At 48.2% G+C, this 18,090-nt stretch carries 14 protein-coding genes; 7 read left to right on the top strand and 7 right to left on the bottom strand.

Going from position 1 to position 18,090, the window contains the following annotated elements; translation table 11 throughout:
• Positions 1–68: 68 nt before the first annotated feature.
• Positions 69–464, top strand: coding sequence for a hypothetical protein (locus tag V6Z81_01745; GenBank protein MEG9861220.1), 396 nt, complete (start codon positions 69–71; stop codon positions 462–464).
• Here V6Z81_01745 and V6Z81_01740 read toward each other — a convergent pair.
• From V6Z81_01740 to V6Z81_01730, 3 genes are read right to left on the bottom strand one after another with little or no spacing between them, the layout of a single operon-like run.
• Positions 456–1,286, bottom strand: a complete 831-nt coding sequence (locus V6Z81_01740) for a DNA-binding domain-containing protein (GenBank protein MEG9861219.1) — start codon at positions 1,284–1,286, stop codon at positions 456–458. The genes V6Z81_01745 and V6Z81_01740 overlap by 9 nt on opposite strands.
• Positions 1,270–2,163, bottom strand: coding sequence for a DUF692 domain-containing protein (locus tag V6Z81_01735; GenBank protein MEG9861218.1), 894 nt, complete (start codon positions 2,161–2,163; stop codon positions 1,270–1,272). The genes V6Z81_01740 and V6Z81_01735 overlap by 17 nt, the downstream gene beginning before the upstream one ends.
• 37 nt (positions 2,164–2,200) lie before the next feature.
• Positions 2,201–2,404 carry a DUF2282 domain-containing protein gene (locus V6Z81_01730; GenBank protein MEG9861217.1) on the bottom strand — a complete coding sequence of 68 codons (204 nt, stop codon included), beginning with the start codon at positions 2,402–2,404 and terminating at the stop codon, positions 2,201–2,203.
• Positions 2,405–2,829: 425 nt separating this feature from the next.
• Here V6Z81_01730 and gltB point away from each other — a divergent pair, with 425 nt between their 5' ends.
• Genes gltB through V6Z81_01715 form a run of 3 tightly spaced genes read left to right on the top strand, consistent with a single transcriptional unit; the run spans position 2,830 to position 9,553 of the window.
• Complete coding sequence (gene gltB, locus V6Z81_01725) at positions 2,830–7,578, top strand: glutamate synthase large subunit (protein MEG9861216.1); 4,749 nt, start codon at positions 2,830–2,832, stop codon at positions 7,576–7,578.
• Positions 7,579–7,583: 5 nt separating this feature from the next.
• Positions 7,584–9,026, top strand: coding sequence for a glutamate synthase subunit beta (locus V6Z81_01720; GenBank protein ID MEG9861215.1), 1,443 nt, complete (start codon positions 7,584–7,586; stop codon positions 9,024–9,026).
• Positions 9,027–9,073: 47 nt separating this feature from the next.
• Positions 9,074–9,553 carry a YHS domain-containing (seleno)protein gene (locus tag V6Z81_01715; GenBank protein ID MEG9861214.1) on the top strand — a complete coding sequence of 160 codons (480 nt, stop codon included), beginning with the start codon at positions 9,074–9,076 and terminating at the stop codon, positions 9,551–9,553.
• Positions 9,554–9,763: 210 nt separating this feature from the next.
• On the opposite strand, the gene V6Z81_01710 is transcribed toward V6Z81_01715, so the two are convergent.
• Positions 9,764–10,009, bottom strand: coding sequence for a hypothetical protein (locus V6Z81_01710; GenBank protein MEG9861213.1), 246 nt, complete (start codon positions 10,007–10,009; stop codon positions 9,764–9,766).
• Between the two features lie 20 nt (positions 10,010–10,029).
• Entirely contained in the window at positions 10,030–10,452 is a 423-nt protein-coding gene (locus tag V6Z81_01705; protein ID MEG9861212.1) for a hypothetical protein, read from the bottom strand.
• Between the two features lie 360 nt (positions 10,453–10,812).
• Between V6Z81_01705 and V6Z81_01700 the strand changes: the two genes are divergently transcribed.
• The 3 genes from V6Z81_01700 to V6Z81_01690 all read left to right on the top strand — a co-directional run bounded on the left by V6Z81_01700 (position 10,813) and on the right by V6Z81_01690 (position 14,916).
• Positions 10,813–12,027 carry an FAD-dependent monooxygenase gene (locus tag V6Z81_01700; GenBank protein MEG9861211.1) on the top strand — a complete coding sequence of 405 codons (1,215 nt, stop codon included), beginning with the start codon at positions 10,813–10,815 and terminating at the stop codon, positions 12,025–12,027.
• A gap of 112 nt (positions 12,028–12,139) precedes the next feature.
• On the top strand, positions 12,140–13,864 hold the full coding sequence (gene metG / locus V6Z81_01695; GenBank protein ID MEG9861210.1) for a methionine--tRNA ligase: 1,725 nt from the start codon (positions 12,140–12,142) through the stop codon (positions 13,862–13,864).
• Between the two features lie 77 nt (positions 13,865–13,941).
• Positions 13,942–14,916, top strand: a complete 975-nt coding sequence (locus V6Z81_01690) for a nitronate monooxygenase family protein (protein ID MEG9861209.1) — start codon at positions 13,942–13,944, stop codon at positions 14,914–14,916.
• A gap of 20 nt (positions 14,917–14,936) precedes the next feature.
• Here V6Z81_01690 and V6Z81_01685 read toward each other — a convergent pair whose 3' ends face one another.
• Positions 14,937–17,078: a TonB-dependent receptor gene (locus V6Z81_01685; protein MEG9861208.1), complete on the bottom strand. Its 2,142-nt coding sequence runs from the start codon at positions 17,076–17,078 to the stop codon at positions 14,937–14,939.
• Positions 17,079–17,097: 19 nt separating this feature from the next.
• Positions 17,098–18,072, bottom strand: coding sequence for a KpsF/GutQ family sugar-phosphate isomerase (locus tag V6Z81_01680; GenBank protein ID MEG9861207.1), 975 nt, complete (start codon positions 18,070–18,072; stop codon positions 17,098–17,100).
• Positions 18,073–18,090 lie beyond the last annotated feature (18 nt).

Below are 18,090 nucleotides of genomic sequence, written 5' to 3'. Positions count from 1 at the left end.
GACAGGCGGCAATCCCGATACCAGCTTGGCCTTACCACTTCGGAATAGATAGAAGGAGATAGAAGAAGATGACGATTAACTGTGGCTTACGCAGAGAAAGTGCACTAGGCCTTTTTAAGGGAGTGTTAATCTGCCTGATGATTGTGACGTCGGGTGTCTCAGGAGGCGTTGCCTTAGCCGGTGGTGATAAAGATTTGCTTCGTCAAGAAGAGGCTAGACGGGCTACTCAAGTTGCTCAACGGGCTGCTCAGGAAGCGGCTAGGCAGGCTGCTGAGGAGCTTAGACTGCAGCAACAGCGGGATAAATCGTTGCAGGAGCAGAGAAATCAGTTAGCACGACCAACTGAGGCTGAAACGCCGAGACACAATTATAATCTCGGCCCTGATACGTTTGATAGGTCGTGGCATCTCCCCGGTGGTGGCCGTGTCACCAAAGGCAACAACGTTGGCGGAGTTTCACGGTGATGATGACCGGTCTTTATGGAAACCCGTAAAGACTTGCTTAGCCCATAAATCTTGTAATGCTACAGACAAATTAAACGGCGCGCCGGTATTTGTGGTAGCTTCATGAGCAACTTCGGCGGCGGTTTGTAGCTTTTCTCCTTGAGAAAATTGACGTAGCAGGACCATAGTGCCCTCATCTACTACGCCCATTGTGATGCGCAGATGGGGGCGTATGATTACAAGGTGCGTCTGCTGAGGTTTAAGGTTAAGGGTGGCTAACGCTTCGGCTGTTCTCTCTGTATCATAACCTCCCGCCGAGGTTTTGTGATGGGCGTCCCATATAAGGTGCGCAGGCCAACCGATGGTTTCCATGCGCAAAGACGGATGAAGACGAAAGATCACAGCGGGTAAATCTTCCGGTGATATTTGCGATATAACAACAGGATCCAGAGGGGTAGCGTCTGCTGCATTGTTAGCCTGCAATCGCGCTCTCTCCAGACGCGCCACCGCACTTAAATAGGGTATGGCCTGTGCAGGCTCAAACCCATCTAAGAACTCCGGAAACGCATCCCCAAACTCAACCAGCGATGCTTGTTGAGGCATATTATCTTTAAGCCAAACCCGGGCAGTAGCAGAAAAAAACTCATCTCCCACCAACTGCGCTACAACCGGATACGCTGCCTTCAGCGCTTCTGTCAAACTGTAAATGACGTTGTTGCGATAAATAGAAAAACGGTTTTTGATGACCACATCCTCTTCCCGAAAATGAGGCGTAAGAGAAGTGTCATCGCCATGTTCAAGAGCATAAATAAAAGCGTTTTGAAAATCACGCAATCTTGTCATGGGAGAGATCCGACGGAGTTGATTGGCATGCATGTTCCATAGTAGCGTCTGCACGGGCGGCCTCTTCCAAAAGCAGGTCAAGAGTGGGTACGTCCGTATCCCATTCAATAAGAACAGGAACCGGTGCGCTACGGCGCTCCATAAAGTAGTGAAACAAATCCCACACGGCATCGCATACCCGTGAGCCATGATCATCTATGCGCACAATACCTGATTTTGTGTTTTGTACTGTATGGCCCGCAAGATGTACCTCTTGTACAAGGTGCGGCGGCACGTCATCCAGATAAGCATGAGCGGAAAACTTATGATTAGAGGCCGACACAAAGACATTGTTTATGTCTAACAACAGACCGCATCCCGTGCGCTGCGCGAGTTCCTTTAAAAATCCGGGCTCGTCATAATCTTCAGGCGCGGGCTGTAAATAGGTGGATGGGTTTTCCACAAGAATCTGTCGGCCTAGAGTTTCTTGCGTCTGCATTACATGGCTAACCATAACGTCAAGGCTGCCAGCGTTCAAAGGCGTTGGCAGTAAATCATTAAAGAACCGGCCATTCTGTTCACACCATGCCAGATGTTCAGATATAAGACCCGGGTCGTAACGCTCAATCAGTTTTGCCAACCGCATTAAGTGATTGGTATTGAGGGAGCCCGCAGAACCAAGAGATAACCCCACCCCGTGAAGAGACAAGGGGTAATGGTTTCGTATTTCTGAAAGGTAGTAATGGGAGGGGCCACCTGCCCCCATATAATTTTCGGGGTGCACTTCAAACCATCCGACATTGGGCTGGCGTTCTAACACGTCAGTGTAATGACACCCCTTCAGCCCGATCCCGGTGCGTGCCGGAACTGAGTTGAAGTTATAGGTTTCTGTATCCAAGGGAGATCACACTTTTAAGTAACCGGTAAACCCCGTTTCAGAGATTACCCGGGCAGAGGGGCGTGCTTAGCTGTAAGACTTCCGCCACCATGAAGTGATGCGATACCGGTACATGTTCCCGAGGACACGAGCTTACGGGCATTACCTTGATATAAATGGTAGATGTACCGGCACATGTTGTGCTGAGACCTGCCGCACAATTATTCTTGCCGGCTTTAGAAATGCCATAGCATTTCTCCATTGCATTATTGTTCTGGGCTACAGCGGGAGACGTATTTAAAGCTACCGATACTGTCATGTCACCAGCAACTGCGACCGCTGAGATCGCCTTTTCTTCAACATAAATGTAACCTCCCGAGTTTTGTTAGTGCTTTTTTAGTCATTGTTGGTTAACCCGGCCATCATAGAAAAGTTTTTTATGTTTGAGAACAAAAAAGTATAAATGTTAAGGAGATGGCATAACAATAAAATGTTACTAGGGCATGATGGGGTTAAGTGCTAGAAGAGGACGACAGGGGGAGGGTGCGACGGAGTGTCTTACACGATGTTTTTTGACAGTTTTGATCCGTTATAAATAAAAGTCAACAACCCTGACTACTTTTCTTGATTCCTCCCCCCCCCATCTGCCATGATAGAGATATTATAAGGGAGAGTGGGGAGTTCCAGTTGCTTGAGAGAACAGAAGTAGGAAGCGCAGGAGGCGCAGAGCATATTGTGACGAAACAAGCCAAACTGACAGGAAGACAAGAGGGTGTGGCTATAAACTCCTCCATACGCCCCAAACGGCAAGGTCTTTATGACCCTCGTCATGAGCATGATGCGTGCGGAGTTGGCTTTATAGCACACATCAAGAACATTGCCAGTCATGAAATTGTTCGGGATGGCTTGAAGATACTTGAGAATCTGGAGCATCGGGGAGCAGTGGGCGCTGACCCTAAAGCGGGAGATGGGTCGGGTCTTTTACTTCAGATACCTGATGTGTTAATGCGACGGGAGATGGACCGTTTAGGGGTACGTTTGCCGGAGGCTGGCCATTATGGGGTGGGTGTATTTTTTATGCCTCAGGACAAGGCATTGCGTATGGCTATTGAGGAGAGTGTAGAGAGGGCTGGTAAAGAAGAGAGTCAAAAATTTCTCGGCTGGCGTGATGTGCCGGTGGATAATCGGTGCCTAGGAGTTAGTGTGCGTCCCACGGAGCCAGTGCACCGACAGGCGTTTGTTGCTCGCGGGGCGGGGGTGATAGATATTGATGAGTTTGAACGTAAATTATTTGTTATCCGCAAAACCATTGAACATAATGTTGCCGCTTTACAGAACGACGTAGCGGATGATTTTTTCTATGTGCCGTCTTTCTCAGCGCGCACATTGGTTTACAAGGGGATGTTGCTGTCGGATCAGTTGGATCTTTATTATAAAGATCTTCATGATTCGGCAACGATGAGTGCTATAGCACTAGTGCATCAGAGATTTTCTACCAATACATTTCCGGCGTGGAGGTTGGCGCACCCCCATCGGATGATTGGCCATAATGGTGAAATCAATACCTTGCGGGGTAATGTCAATTGGATGGCAGCGCGTCAGGGCACTATGAAATCTGATATTTTTGGTGATGATTTAGAAAAACTCTGGCCACTTATTCCAGCGGGGCAATCGGACTCAGCCGCTTTTGATAATGCGTTAGAGATGTTAACGCGGGGGGGGTATTCGCTGGCTCACGCCATGATGATCCTTATTCCGGAGGCATGGATGGACAATCCTCTTATGGAACCACAACGGCGGGCATTTTATGAATATCATGCAGCTCTTATGGAACCGTGGGACGGGCCGGCTGCGGTGGCATTCAGCGATGGACGACAGATTGGGGCAACGCTAGATCGCAATGGCCTTAGGCCCGCGCGGTTTATCATCACTGATGATGATCGGGTGGTTATGGGTTCCGAGGTTGGTGTATTGCCGGTTCCTGAGGAACGCATCATCAGAAAGTGGCGACTTCAACCGGGCAAAATGTTTCTGATTGATCTGGAGAAGGGTAAGATTATTGACGATGATGACATTAAGGCGGCGGTGACTTCAAGTCATCCCTATCAGTCGTGGTTGGATAGCACGCAGATTAGACTAAAAGATATTCCCGTCGGCCTTGATATCTCATCGCGGCGCTCTAATACATCTCTTTTGAAACGCCAACAAGCGTTTGGCTACACAAAAGAAGATTTGAAGTTTTTAATGTTGCCCATGGCTGAAACCGGACAAGAGGCTGTCGGCGCTATGGGAATCGATATACCTATCTCCGTGTTGTCGGATAAACCTCAACTGCTTTATACGTATTTCAAGCAGAACTTTGCACAGGTCACCAATCCGCCCATTGATCCTCTTCGTGAAGAGGTGGTTATGTCGTTAGTGTCTTTTATAGGCCCGCGACCAAATTTGCTGGGTCTTGAAGAAACCCCCGCTATGAAGCGGTTGGAAGTTAGTCAGCCCGTGTTGACCAATGAGGATTTAGAGAAAATCCGCACCATCGGCGAGATTTCTGATAATCACTTTAAGACCCGCACGCTGGATATTACTTTTGATATCAAGCATGGGGGTAACAGCATGGAGGACATGCTTGAAAAGCTGTGCACCCGCACAGAGCAGGCAGTGCGTGAGGGGTATAACATTATTATTCTCTCAGACCGTTTGATGAACGAGACGCGTATGGCGATACCGGCTCTGTTGGCTACAGCGGGGGTGCATCATCATCTTATACGTTCCGAATTGCGCACCTCTGTAGGTCTTGTGGTGGAAACAGGAGAAGCACGGGAGGTGCATCACTTCTGCTGTCTTGCAGGCTATGGCGCAGAGGCTGTCAATCCGTGGGTGGCTTTTGAAACTTTGGCTGCCATGAAGCCCAAAATGGAGCAGGACGTCAGTGACGATGAGGTCGTTCGGCGGTATATCAAGGCTGTCAACAAAGGGATTCTCAAGGTAATGTCCAAGATGGGAATTTCTACATATCAATCTTATTGTGGTGCGCAGATTTTTGATGCGGTGGGCTTGAATAGCGCTTTTGTAGATCAATGGTTCACGGGGACAACGACAGCCGTCGAAGGTATTGGTCTTGATGAGTTGGCGCAAGAGACGATGCGTCGCCATCAGCAAGCTTTTAGCGATGATCCATTGTTGCAGAGCGCTCTTGATGTCGGCGGAGAGTATGCGTTTCGGGTGCGTGGCGAGTCTCATGTGTGGAACCCGGAGACAGTGCGGGATTTGCAACATGCGGTGCGGGGGGGCGACCTTGAAAAATATAAAAAATTTGCAGCCCAAGTAAACGAGCGAAATGAAAAGCTGATGACCATGCGGAGCCTGTTTCGCATCAAGAGTGCAACAGAGATGGGCCGCAAGCCTGTAGCATTGAACGAGGTGGAGCCAGCTGTGGACATTGTGCGGCGGTTTTCTACAGGAGCTATGTCGTTTGGCTCTATCAGTCGTGAAGCTCATACTACGTTAGCATTTGCGATGAACCGGATTGGTGGCAAGTCCAACACGGGAGAAGGCGGTGAGGAGCCGGATCGATTTCGTCCTATGCCCAACGGAGAATCAGCACGCTCTGCCATTAAGCAAGTAGCCTCAGGGCGATTTGGTGTAACGGCAGAATACTTGGCCAACGCCGATATGATACAAATAAAAATAGCACAAGGGGCCAAACCCGGAGAGGGCGGACAGTTACCTGGTCATAAAGTGGATGCGGTTATTGCCAAGACTCGCTATTCCACCCCCGGCGTTAGTCTTATATCGCCACCGCCTCATCATGATATCTATTCTATTGAGGATTTAGGGCAACTGATTTTTGATCTCAAGAACGTCAATCCTCAAGCAGCCATAAGTGTGAAGTTAGTTTCTGAAGTGGGGGTAGGAACTGTTGCAGCCGGAGTTTCTAAGGCACGGGCAGACCATGTAACCATATCTGGCTATGAGGGTGGGACAGGAGCTAGTCCGTTGACGTCTATTAAGCATGCCGGTTCACCATGGGAGATAGGCTTAGCGGAAACTCATCAGACGTTAGTGTTGAATCGTCTGCGCGGTCGGATTGCCATACAGGTAGACGGTGGTTTGCGTACCGGACGGGATATTGTGGTAGGCGCTTTGTTGGGAGCCGATGAGTTTGGCTTTGCTACAGCCCCCTTGATTGCGGCAGGCTGTCTGATGATGCGCAAATGCCATCTGAATACGTGTCCTGTGGGTATTGCTACTCAAGACCCTGAGTTGCGTAGAAAATTTACAGGACAGCCGGAGCACGTCATTAATTATTTCTTCTTCGTAGCTGAAGAAATGCGTGAGATGATGGCAGCCATGGGCGTGCGCACAGTCAATGAGATGATAGGATGTTCTGAGTTTCTTGACAAAGATGAGGCTATTAATCATTGGAAAGCACAGCATCTGGATTTTTCTAGGGTTTTTGCTAAGCCAGACGTTGCTGATGAGGTTTCTGTTTATCATAACGAATCTCAGAGTCATGATGTTCAAGACGTTCTTGACCGTCGCCTTATTCAAGACGCAGAGACAGCTCTGAAGGATAAAACTCCGGTTCGTCTGGAGATGCCGGTGCGCAACACAGACCGCGCCGTAGGTGCTATGCTTTCGGGCGAGATTGCATCGCGCTATGGCCACAGAGGTCTGCCTGAAGATACTATCGCAGTTAAGTTTACAGGGTCTGCGGGGCAAAGTTTCGGGGCATTTTTGGCGCGCGGCGTAAGTCTAGAGCTGGAAGGCGATGCTAATGACTATATCGGCAAGGGGTTATCGGGAGGTCGTCTTGTGGTTTATCCACCTCGTAAGTCACCGATTGTAGCAGAGGAGAGTATCATCGTCGGCAATACGGTTTTGTATGGAGCGATTGACGGTGAGTGTTATTATAGGGGCATTGCAGGCGAGCGCTTTGCTGTTCGCAATTCAGGGGCCGTTGCCGTAGTAGAAGGTGTTGGCGACCATGGTTGTGAATATATGTCTGGAGGCGTTGTGGTGGTGTTGGGGTCTACGGGTCGTAACTTTGCGGCAGGAATGTCGGGAGGCATTGCGTACGTGCTTGATGAAGACGGCGAGCTTTACAAGCGATGCAACCTTGCCATGGTAGACCTTGAACCAATTACGGTAGAAAACGACGTCACGGAAAAATATCATCACCAGAGGTGGGATTTAGAAAGGCGTGGTCTGGTGGACATAATGAGTGACATGGTGCGGCATGATGCTGATCGTCTTCATCATCTCATTACCAATCATGTGCGCTATACGGACTCTGCGCGTGGACGTGAGATTTTAGAGTCATGGGATGTGTGGCATCCGCTGTTCCGCAAAGTTATGCCGGTGGATTACCGCCGCGTTTTGGAAGAAGTGGGGGCCGTCCGGGACGATTATCACCATTTGGCGGCGGGAGAATAACATCCATGGGCAAAGTTACCGGCTTTATGGAAATTGGACGACAAGATCGCCACTATGCGCCTGCTTCAGATCGCGTACGGCACTATCGTGAGTTCGTTTTACCTCTGGGTGATGAACAAACCCGTCAGCAGGCAGCGCGTTGTATGGATTGTGGCATTCCATATTGTCATACGGGCTGTCCAGTGGAAAATCAGATTCCTGACTGGAACGATCTCGTTTGGCAGGATGATTGGCAAGAGGCATGTCAGGTGTTACACTCAACCAATAATTTTCCCGAGTTCACCGGGCGCATTTGCCCCGCCCCTTGTGAGGAGGCCTGTACGCTTAACATTGAAGATCAGCCCGTTACCATCAAGACCATAGAATGTGCCATCGTAGATAAAGGATGGAGTGAAGGGTGGATTGTTCCAAAACCGGCGGCTTCCATAACCGGCAAAAAAGTAGCGATTGTAGGATCCGGACCAGCAGGGTTGGCATGCGCTCAACAATTGGCACGGACGGGTCATGATGTTCATGTTTATGAGAAGAATGCACGACCCGGTGGCTTGTTGCGGTATGGAATTCCTGATTTCAAAATGGAAAAAGATCTGATTGATCGCCGCCTTCAGCAAATGGAAGACGAGGGAGTAACTTTTCATTGTCAGACTCATGTCGGGTTGACAGTCTCTTCGGAGCAATTGGTGAAAAGTCATGATGCGATCGTGTTGACGGGTGGAGCTGAAACCCCTCGTGATTTACCTATTGAGGGTCGTGAATTCGAGGGTATTCATTTCGCTATGGACTTTCTCACCCAACAAAACCGACGAATTAGTGGTGAAATTCCAAACAATGTTTTTGATGAGGTATCCCATGGCATAACACCCATTCTGGCGGGGGGACGCCATGTGGTGGTAATTGGTGGGGGTGATACGGGATCTGATTGTATTGGTACGTCGTTTCGACAGGGGGCGTTGTCGGTGACTCAGTTGGAGATTATGCCACAACCACCTGCTCACGAAGATAAAGCTCTTACATGGCCGGATTGGCCTTTGAAAATGCGTACCTCGTCCAGTCAAGCGGAGGGGGCGCAGCGTGATTTTTCAGTGATGACAAAACGCTTTGAATCTGAAGGTGGGCGGGTCACTACTCTTGAGTGTGTGCGTTTGGATGGTTCTATGACGCCCATTGAAGGCACGGAGTTCGTGTTGAGGGCTGATCTGGTGTTGTTAGCAATGGGATTTGTGCATCCGATTTATGATGGTCTATTGGAAGAATTGGGGGTTGAGATAACCGAGCAGGGTGTTGTTGCAGCCAATGATAGGGATTATAAAACCAATTTAGATAAAATCTTTACGGCGGGGGATATGCGTCGAGGTCAATCGTTGGTAGTGTGGGCAATTCGGGAGGGCCGTCAGGCGGCGCGGGCGGTAGACGGCTATCTTATGGGAGAGAGCATCCTGCCTCGGTAAGGCCGTAGGGACGGTTCTCAAGATTCAAGATTACGAGGAGAGTAAGAATGACGCCGGTTCGTATGGCATATTTGTTTGTGAGTATTGCAGTTTTAGCGGCGGGGTTAGCGGTTAGTTTAACCCCTGATATAGGTGTAAGCGGCGGCATTAACACAAAGGACCATGTGGCCGTTGAGGGTGCGGATGTTGTGGCGTATTTCACACAAGGTAAGGTAACTACGGGTAGTAAGGCGTATGAATATGTGTGGCATGGGGCTACGTGGCGATTTGCCAGCGAGGAAAACCGCGATGTGTTTGCCGCCCATCCAGAAAAATATGCACCGCAATATGGTGGTTATTGTGCTTATGCCATTTCGCGGGGATACACGGCGCCGATTGACCCTGAGGCATGGACGATTGTGGATGGCAACCTTTATCTAAACTATTCTAAGGGTGTGCGTAAGGAATGGGAGCAGGATGTATCCGGCAATATTGTTTTGGGGGATAAAAATTGGCACGGCATTTATTCAGAATTGTCGGAGGAATGAGGATCAGATGATTGAAAGATGCAAAACAACTTCTTGTACTTCTTTGGATCAAGATGAAAGTAATACATTGCTTGATTCCATGTCGTTAATTTGGCGGAAGGCACGCTGACACTCTTCATCCAAGTATGCGATTTGCATTCAACCAAAATCAGTGATTCTTCACTTCCTAAATCAAAGCCGTGTCGTTTCGTTATCTTTGAGATTCCTATATCAAGAGAAGTTTTTGGTAATTATAGCATTTTCTCTTTTACATTGCTCATTTACATCTCTAATCAAATTATCTTTTGACTTAGATAATGTTAACTTACTTAGAATTTTGTATTTACAATAGAATATTTTCGCTTGATATTCGTAGTCAGTATCGCAATATATTTGTTGCTGATGTTTGTTCATCTCTTCAAAAAACAAACCGTATTTAAACATCCCATCTACAGGTTCTGATATTGATATTGTCATATCAGCGCAATCTGCATCTACTATCTGAATAACAGGTGCTTCATCATATCGGTAGATATACGAACTATATGAATTACGTGCCCTGTTTTTTCATATCCAACCACAACCTCGGGTATAGGACTGATAAAGTGAAACAACCCAATAGGTGTGCTAAACAAAGTAAGGGGCTCAGATAAATTTCCCCAGCGTGCCTCATTACCTAATTTATATTTCCCTAAGTGTTTGTACATGGAGACTATCTTATACTCAAAGATATATTTCGGAATTGAAAGAATTGTGAAAAGACACATTAAAAATGTGAGCGCCCCAAAAATGAACGGGTCGGGTAGTTTGGAAAATTTTCTTCTTAATACAAAAAACAAACCATAAACAATCGCAACAATAGGCATAAAACCCAAGATGTTATGTGCTGCAAAGTTTATATGCCAAATTAGCCAATCCATGATAGGAACACTCTTTCATCAAAGATGTCATTTTTCTCAAAAAACTGTACCCTACAGTAGGGTTAATTATTGATTTTATATATTTTTTCGGGAAGATAAAAACAGCAGTAAACAGGGACTTTCCTTAAATTGTTACTTAAGTATATAAGCTCCAAATTTTATATAGTTGGTCATATTCTTTTTCAAAAAATGCTTTCACTTATTTTTTCAAATAATTTTCCAACGTGGGCGTTGCTTGTAGCTCCCTTACGTTGAAAATTATTATTTTCTTCTACAGCCATAATCGTACTCCTGTTAACCTGTAACATCGTTTTTACTAAATGCGGCATTACAATACACACTCTAGTTTTTGGTTCATTTATGACTATTCTAATTTCGGGAGCAGGGATCGGGGGATTGACATTAGCCTTAGCGCTGCACTCGGTAGGAGTGAGGGTGCGACTCTTTGAGCGTGCTCACGCGCCTGATGAAGCAGGAGCAGGTCTTCAGATAAGCCCTAACGGTATGCGTGTTTTTGAGGCACTGGGGTTAAGACGTGCGCTGGAAAAGGTAGCGTTCAAACCAGAGGCTGTTGAACTGCGGTTTGCTCATTCAGGACGGACGGTTGCACGAGTATCTTTGGGGGATAAAGTAGAGATGCGTCTGGGGGCACCTTATATGCAGGTTCACCGAGGTGATCTTTATAAGGTGTTGTGGGAGGCGGTACAGGCACAGTGTGGCGATTGCGTTGAGGTTGGCCGTGAGGTTACAGATTTTCACGAAGATGAGGGGAGTGTTAAGGTTCATATAAAAGATGGGAGCACAGAGCAGGGCGTAGCGCTAGTGGGAGCTGATGGCATACATTCTATCATTTGCAAGCGGTTAAACACCATTCGCCAGAGCGTGGTGGGCAGTGGAGAGGCAGCATTTACGGGGCATGTGGCATGGCGAGGAGTGGTGCCGAGAGATTATCTACAGCATATAGACCTGAAACCTGTAGCGACCAGTTGGATGGCACCACGCTCTCATGCGGTTACATATTTTATGCGAGGGGGTGAGTTGGTCAATTTTGTTGGTATTACAGAGGATAGCAATTGGCGCGAGGAAACATGGGTCGCACTAAGTGACAAGGCCGATTTGGTGCAGTATTTCACTGATTGGCACCCGGAGGTAAGAGCCGTGGTAGAGGCAATTGATACACCCTATCGGTGGGCACTGTTTGAACGACCACCTCTTGCTTGCTGGAGCCAAGGACGGGTGACTCTGCTGGGGGATGCCTGTCACGGTATGTTGCCCTATATGGCCCAAGGGGCGTGTATGGCAGCTGAAGATGCCGCCGTTTTGGCACAGTGTGTTCAGGCGGGAAGCAGTGATATTCCAGCGGCGTTCAAGCGCTATGAGGCTTTGCGCCGAAAACGCACGACTTGCGTTCAAGCTGCAGCACGGCGCAATGGAAAATTATTTCATCTCTCCAATCTTCCTGCGCGGGGCATAGCGTATGGTGTGTTGGCGGCTACCTCGCGTCTGGCACCGAGGGTCTTAGAATCGCAAAGCAACTGGATTTGGCGCTATGATGCTTTTAAAGCTGTCAACTAGCGTGCTTGCGCGTATCACACTTTTTTTGTGCGTATCGCATTGTTTTTGACTGTGATATGACACGTTAGGTGCCACCCCCGCTCAGCGATGCATTTATGAAACTGGAGTTTTCATGGGCAGATATCTCATTACGTCCGCTCTTCCTTATATCAATGGGATCAAGCATTTGGGTAATTTAGCGGGCTCTATGTTGCCCTCTGATGTTCATGCGCGATTTCGGAGGCTGCAGGGTCATGAGGTGTTGTTAATTTGCGCTACGGACGAACATGGAACACCGGCGGAATTAGCCGCTATGGAAGCGGGACACTCCGTTGGGGATTATTGCCACGAACAACATGTTATACAAAAGCAACTGTATGAGCAGTTTGATTTGTCATTTGACTATTTCGGGCGTTCGTCCAGCAAGGAGAATCGCGAGCTTACCCAAATGTTTGCCGACCGACTGGAGGATAACAACCTGATAGAAGAGCGGGTTGAGCGGCAGATGTTTTCATCTGCAGACAATCGGTTTTTGCCAGATCGTTATATTGAGGGAACCTGCCCTGAGTGTGGGTACGAGAACGCTCGAGGCGACCAATGCGATAGTTGCGGAAAACTTCTAGAGCCTACAGATTTGCTGAAGCCGCGCTCGGCGGTTTCCGGCTCTTATGACCTTGAAGTTCGTGAGACGGCTCATTTGTTTCTCCTACAGTCAAAAATGGTTGGCCCGTTAGAAGACTGGATAGATCGTTCTCGTGAGTGGTCGAGTCTGGCTAAATCCATAGCTCTTAAATGGTTAAAAGAAGGTGTGCAAGATAGATCTATCACCCGTGATCTTGTGTGGGGTGTGCCGGTGTTGCGTCATGGAGCGGTGCGGTCAGGATTTGAGAATAAAGTCTTTTATGTATGGTTTGATGCGCCAATTGAGTATATCGCTGCCACTGTTGAGTGGAGTCATAATGGAGGTGGAGACTGGCAGCGCTGGTGGAAAACTGACAAGGGAGCCGATGACGTCTGCTATGTTCAATTCATGGGCAAAGATAATGTAGCATTTCATTCGGTGAATTTTCCCATCACCATGTTGGGTCTGGATGAGCCATGGAAAATGGTAAACAAAATTAAAGCATTTAGCTGGCTGAATTGGTATGGCGAGAAGTTTTCTACATCCCAAAAACGTGGTGTCTTTATGGATACCGCTCTTGAGTTGTTTCCTTCTGATTACTGGCGCTGGTATCTAACAGCCAATGCGCCTGAGGCTTCTGACGGGTCTTTTTCGTGGGAGGAATTTCAGGTGGCGATTAACTCTGATTTAGCTAATGTGTTGGGAAACTTTGTCAACAGAACAACGAGTTTTGTAGGTGCACGCTTTGCCAGCGTGATACCCGATGCGGGGGAACACCCAACGCCTGACCCATGGCTACAGGAGCGGGTTACAGATCAAATGGAAAAAATTATCAAAGCCCATGAAACTATGGAGTTCAAAAAACTAGCCGCTGAAACACGTGCTTTGTGGGCATTGGGAAATGAATATTTAGCCCGCACCGAGCCGTGGTCAAAAATCAAGGTCAGTCGTGATGAAGCCGCCACCATTATCTATTGGGCGCTCAATTTGTGTTACTTGTTTGCAGTGGTGGCTTATCCTATTATTCCGAGCTCGGCAGAGCGTATTTTTGAGATGCTGGGATGTAAGGTGGCAACACCTTTGGCAGAAGTCCTAGCTGAGGATAAAGATTGGCTTCACTGTGGGACATCAGCACTTCAGGTTGGTAGAAAAATTGCGGTGGGGGAGCCATTGTTCAAAAAAATTGAGGATGACGATAAGGTAGCCCTCATAGAGAGATTCCCTCCCAAGAGCTGAATAGTCCCCACGAGCCAGTAGACAAGACACTTCAGGACCGCAATACTATAGTTTCTATTTGGCATAAGGAGACATTCATGAAAACGCGCATCACAGAACTTTTTGGCATTGAGCACCCTGTTATTCAGGGGGGTATGCATTATGTAGGCTTTGCTGAAATGGCAGCGGCTGTTTCTAATGCGGGTGGGTTGGGCATTATAACAGGCCTTACTCAGACAACGCCGGAAGATTTAGCTAAAGAGATTACCCGCTGTCATGGAATGACCGATAAGCCATTTGGGGTCAATCTTACGTTTTTGCCAGGGTTCGAGAACCCGCCGTATCCGGAATATATTGAGGCCATTATTACAGGCGGTGTCAGGATTGTAGAAACTGCCGGACGTAGCCCTGAAGCCTATATGCCTGCTATGAAGGAAGCGAGGATTAAGGTTATTCATAAATGCACATCGGTACGTCATTCGGTTAAGGCTGAAAGAATTGGCTGTGACGCGGTAAGTGTGGATGGCTTTGAGTGTGGAGGGCATCCCGGTGAGGATGATATTCCCAACATGATTTTGTTGCCCAGGGCGGCTGAGGAATTGTCTATTCCGTTTGTGGCATCAGGTGGCATTGGTACGGCAGAGCAGCTGGTAGCCTCTCTTGCATTGGGGGCGGATGGTATAAACATGGGTACAAGATTTATTGCTACCAAAGAAGCACCAGTTCATGAGAATGTAAAACAAGCTCTTGTTGGAGCAACTGAGTTAGACACCCGTCTCATTATGCGTCCGTTGCGTAATACAGAGCGGGTGTTGGTTAACCCGGCGGTAGATAAAATTATTGAGATCGAGCAGAACAAGGGCGCGCAAGTAGACATTCATGATATTCGCGAACTGGTAGGCGGGGTTTATCCACGCATCATGCAGGAAGGAGATATGAATGCCGGCGCGTGGAGTTGTGGTATGGTAGCAGGGCTTATTCACGATATTCCAACAGTGAAGGAGCTGGTAGAGCGCATCGTGAGCAGAGCGGAAGAGATTATTAACCGCAATTTGTCACAGTTCGCGGCTTAATATTTGCAGAGTAGTTCGTCCTAAAAGCGAGCCAGGAAGCCAAGCGCAATACGGCGCGGCTCGCCAGGGAAGTAGCGATCGTTTCCGCGAAAATAATCAGCGCGGGCGGCATAAGCCCGATCTGTTATGTTGAGAATACGACCATAGGCTGAAAAGCCGGGAGTAATCTCTCCCCGAATGCGTAGGTTCAACAAATTATGACCTGAATAATCATGTGTGTTGGCGGCATCCGTTTTGTATCGACCTACATGCACCCATTCCAGTTCGGCTTTCCATAAATCCCGCTGCTTATATTGCAGTCGAATATTGCCAAGAGTGCGCGGGGCGCTATCTATTTCAGCCCCCTTGCGGATGGTCTCGGACTGCCCGGGAGACGAAGTGATAGGGCGGTTAAACTCATAACGATGGCGGGCATAGGTCATAGCACCAGCAAGAAAAAACCCATCGTCAGAAGAAAGAGAAAAAAGTGGAACCGCAAAATCCAGTTCGACACCCGCGTGACTTGTTTTGCCGTTAGGCACATTAAGGCCATCGGCGTCGCGAAAATAGAAACGATCTTTTAGCATCACATAGGTGGTGAATTCAAAATCTACGGCGAGATCTACAAAATTTAGTTGCCCGCGCAAGCCCGTATCAAGACTTCTAAGGCGCTCTGATTTCACCTCCCCCGGAGTTTGCATAGATTGCAAACGGTAAAGGTCGGTGGTTTGGGGAGCGCGTGCGCCCACCGCCAAAGATACAAACCCTGCCAGATTATCACTGAAGTTGTAAAGATAACCAACTTTAGGCGTTAGGTCATGGAAACTATCGGTACGGTTAGGAGAGCGCAAAAACTGCCCATCTGTTCCAGCAGCCTTGCGGGTTTTATAATCATAACGTGTATATTCATAACGCAACCCCAACCGCAACTCGCCTTTATCACCTACAGGCCAGAGCAGCTGAGTGTAAGGGGCTAACACAAGAGATTTAACGACATAATCATAATGAACACCCTGAACAAAACGTCCAAAAACAGTATCGCTTTCCTGAATTTCTTTGAGAAAGCCATAAGTGTAATCCACATCCAGTCCGCTGGTTATGCGTCCGCCTACACTGATTTTTTTATGGAGTGTATTCTGCACGCCAAGACTCCAATGGCCGTTTTCTTCAAGAGGCATACCCGGCAAAAAATGCATAAGAAACTCCATACGATTCACCCGACCATAAGGGGTTACCACAAGAGAAAATGTGTCGCTTAGGGTGTTCTCAAATCGCACACCAGCCCGCATCGCCCACGCATTGCGATAAGCCTCAGGGTTGGGATTAGTGCGCCGAGCCGGAGTTTTATAATTATCGCGACCTAAAATATAGCCTGCCGTTTCTTGACGCAGATTGAAACCTGTTAGGGTAGCGCGTATGGTCGTATTTCCATATTCATAATCATGGCGCAGACGGGTCTTCTGAAGCTCATAGCCGGTGTGTTCCCGCCAACCATTATATTTTGCCAGCAACATACTACCCCGCCAGCCATAAAGCGCGTCATCATCGCCCAACAATGTTGTGCTAGCAGAGGTGCGCAGGTATCGCAGATTATGCTCACCGCCCCAGATATCCACAATAATCTCTGGCTCCAAAGATGGCGGACGACTTAATATGTTGATAAGTCCATGAACAGCATTAGACCCATAAAGAGCACTACCTGGCCCACGCACGATTTCAATGCTCCCAGTTTCCTCCGTAAAGGCCTCAAACAAGCCGTTAACGTTGGAGAACCCAGGGGCTCGAAGAGAAATACTGTCTTCCAGATAAAGAAAAGACCCGGCCCCCGCACCACCTGTTAAAACTGGCGAACGTATGGAGGTTAAACCCTCCTGACCGCTTCCTTGCTGAATGAAAACGCCAGGAGCGCGATTGACGGTTTGAGCATAATGATAGGGTTCTACAAGTTCATCATCTTGCTGGGGGAGGACGGCGATATTTCCAATGTGGGTGCGCATAGGTGTTTGAATACCACTACTCGTCACCACTAATCCCTCTGATACAAGGGGCTTCGTTTTATCATTGTTCTTATAGTTAGGCTCTAGAGGAGCAGAGACACTGATACCGGTAAGAGCTAGCGTTAGGGTTGTGATGATGGTAATGGTTTGCAACACCCACTTTGCGTTGAAGAAAGTATAGATCACAACCCTATTGCATCTCTGTCTATTGAGTGTCTAGCTTAAGAAAATCGTGAATATGAACAAGGCCTATAGGCGCTGTGTCTTCCACCACAAAAAGGCTCGTAATTTTAAGACGGGTCATAAGAGCCATGGCCTCTGCCGCCAACGCATCCGGTATTACCGTATGAGGAGAGCTGGTCATCACATCGCCCACATTAGCCTTGAGCAAATCTGGCCCCATGTGACGGCGCAAGTCACCATCGGTTACAACACCGGTAAGCGCGCCGGTTTTATCGGTAACGCCCAGACAACCAAATCCTTTGGCTGACATGGTAATCAAGGCTTGTTGCATAGGAAGACCAGCCTCCACAAGAGGTAGATGCTCGCCTGTGTGCATAATACCTCGCACTGGCGCTAGTGATGCACCCAGACGTCCACCGGGATGAAAATCCCGAAAATGGACGGCAGTGAAACCGTTCTTTTCAAGAAGAGCCATGGCAAGGGCATCTCCGAGGGCTAACTGCATGGTGGTGGAGGTTGTGGGAGCCAACCCATTGGGACAGGCTTCCTCTGAATCCGGCAATGCCAGCACAATTGTAGCAGATTGCGCCAGAGCACTGTTTGGATTAGCCGTCACCGCCAACAAGGGAATATAGAACTGACGACCATAAGCTACAAGGTCATGGAGTTCAGGTGTTTCGCCAGACCACGACAGGGCTAGGATAATATCCACCTCTGTAATCATACCTAAATCGCCGTGACTGGCCTCGGCAGGGTGTACAAATTGGGCGGGTGTTCCAGTTGAGGCTAAAGTTGCGGCAATTTTTCTGGCAATGTGTCCGCTTTTCCCCATGCCTGACACAATGACCCGTCCCCGTGCCTTGTGGAGCAGAGTAACCGCTTGATCAAAGCGACCATCAAGAGCATCCATCAAGGCCTGCAATCCAGCAATCTCAAGGGTTAAAGTACGATGCGCCGAGGCAATAACAGCCGAGGGGCTAGCAGAAGATTGGTTCATAGATAGCTTACAGAAAAT

Source organism: Parvularculales bacterium, assembly GCA_036881865.1.
Classification (GTDB): domain Bacteria; phylum Pseudomonadota; class Alphaproteobacteria; order JAPOUT01; family JBAJNM01; genus JBAJNM01.
This window is presented reverse-complemented; position numbering and strand designations above follow the sequence as displayed.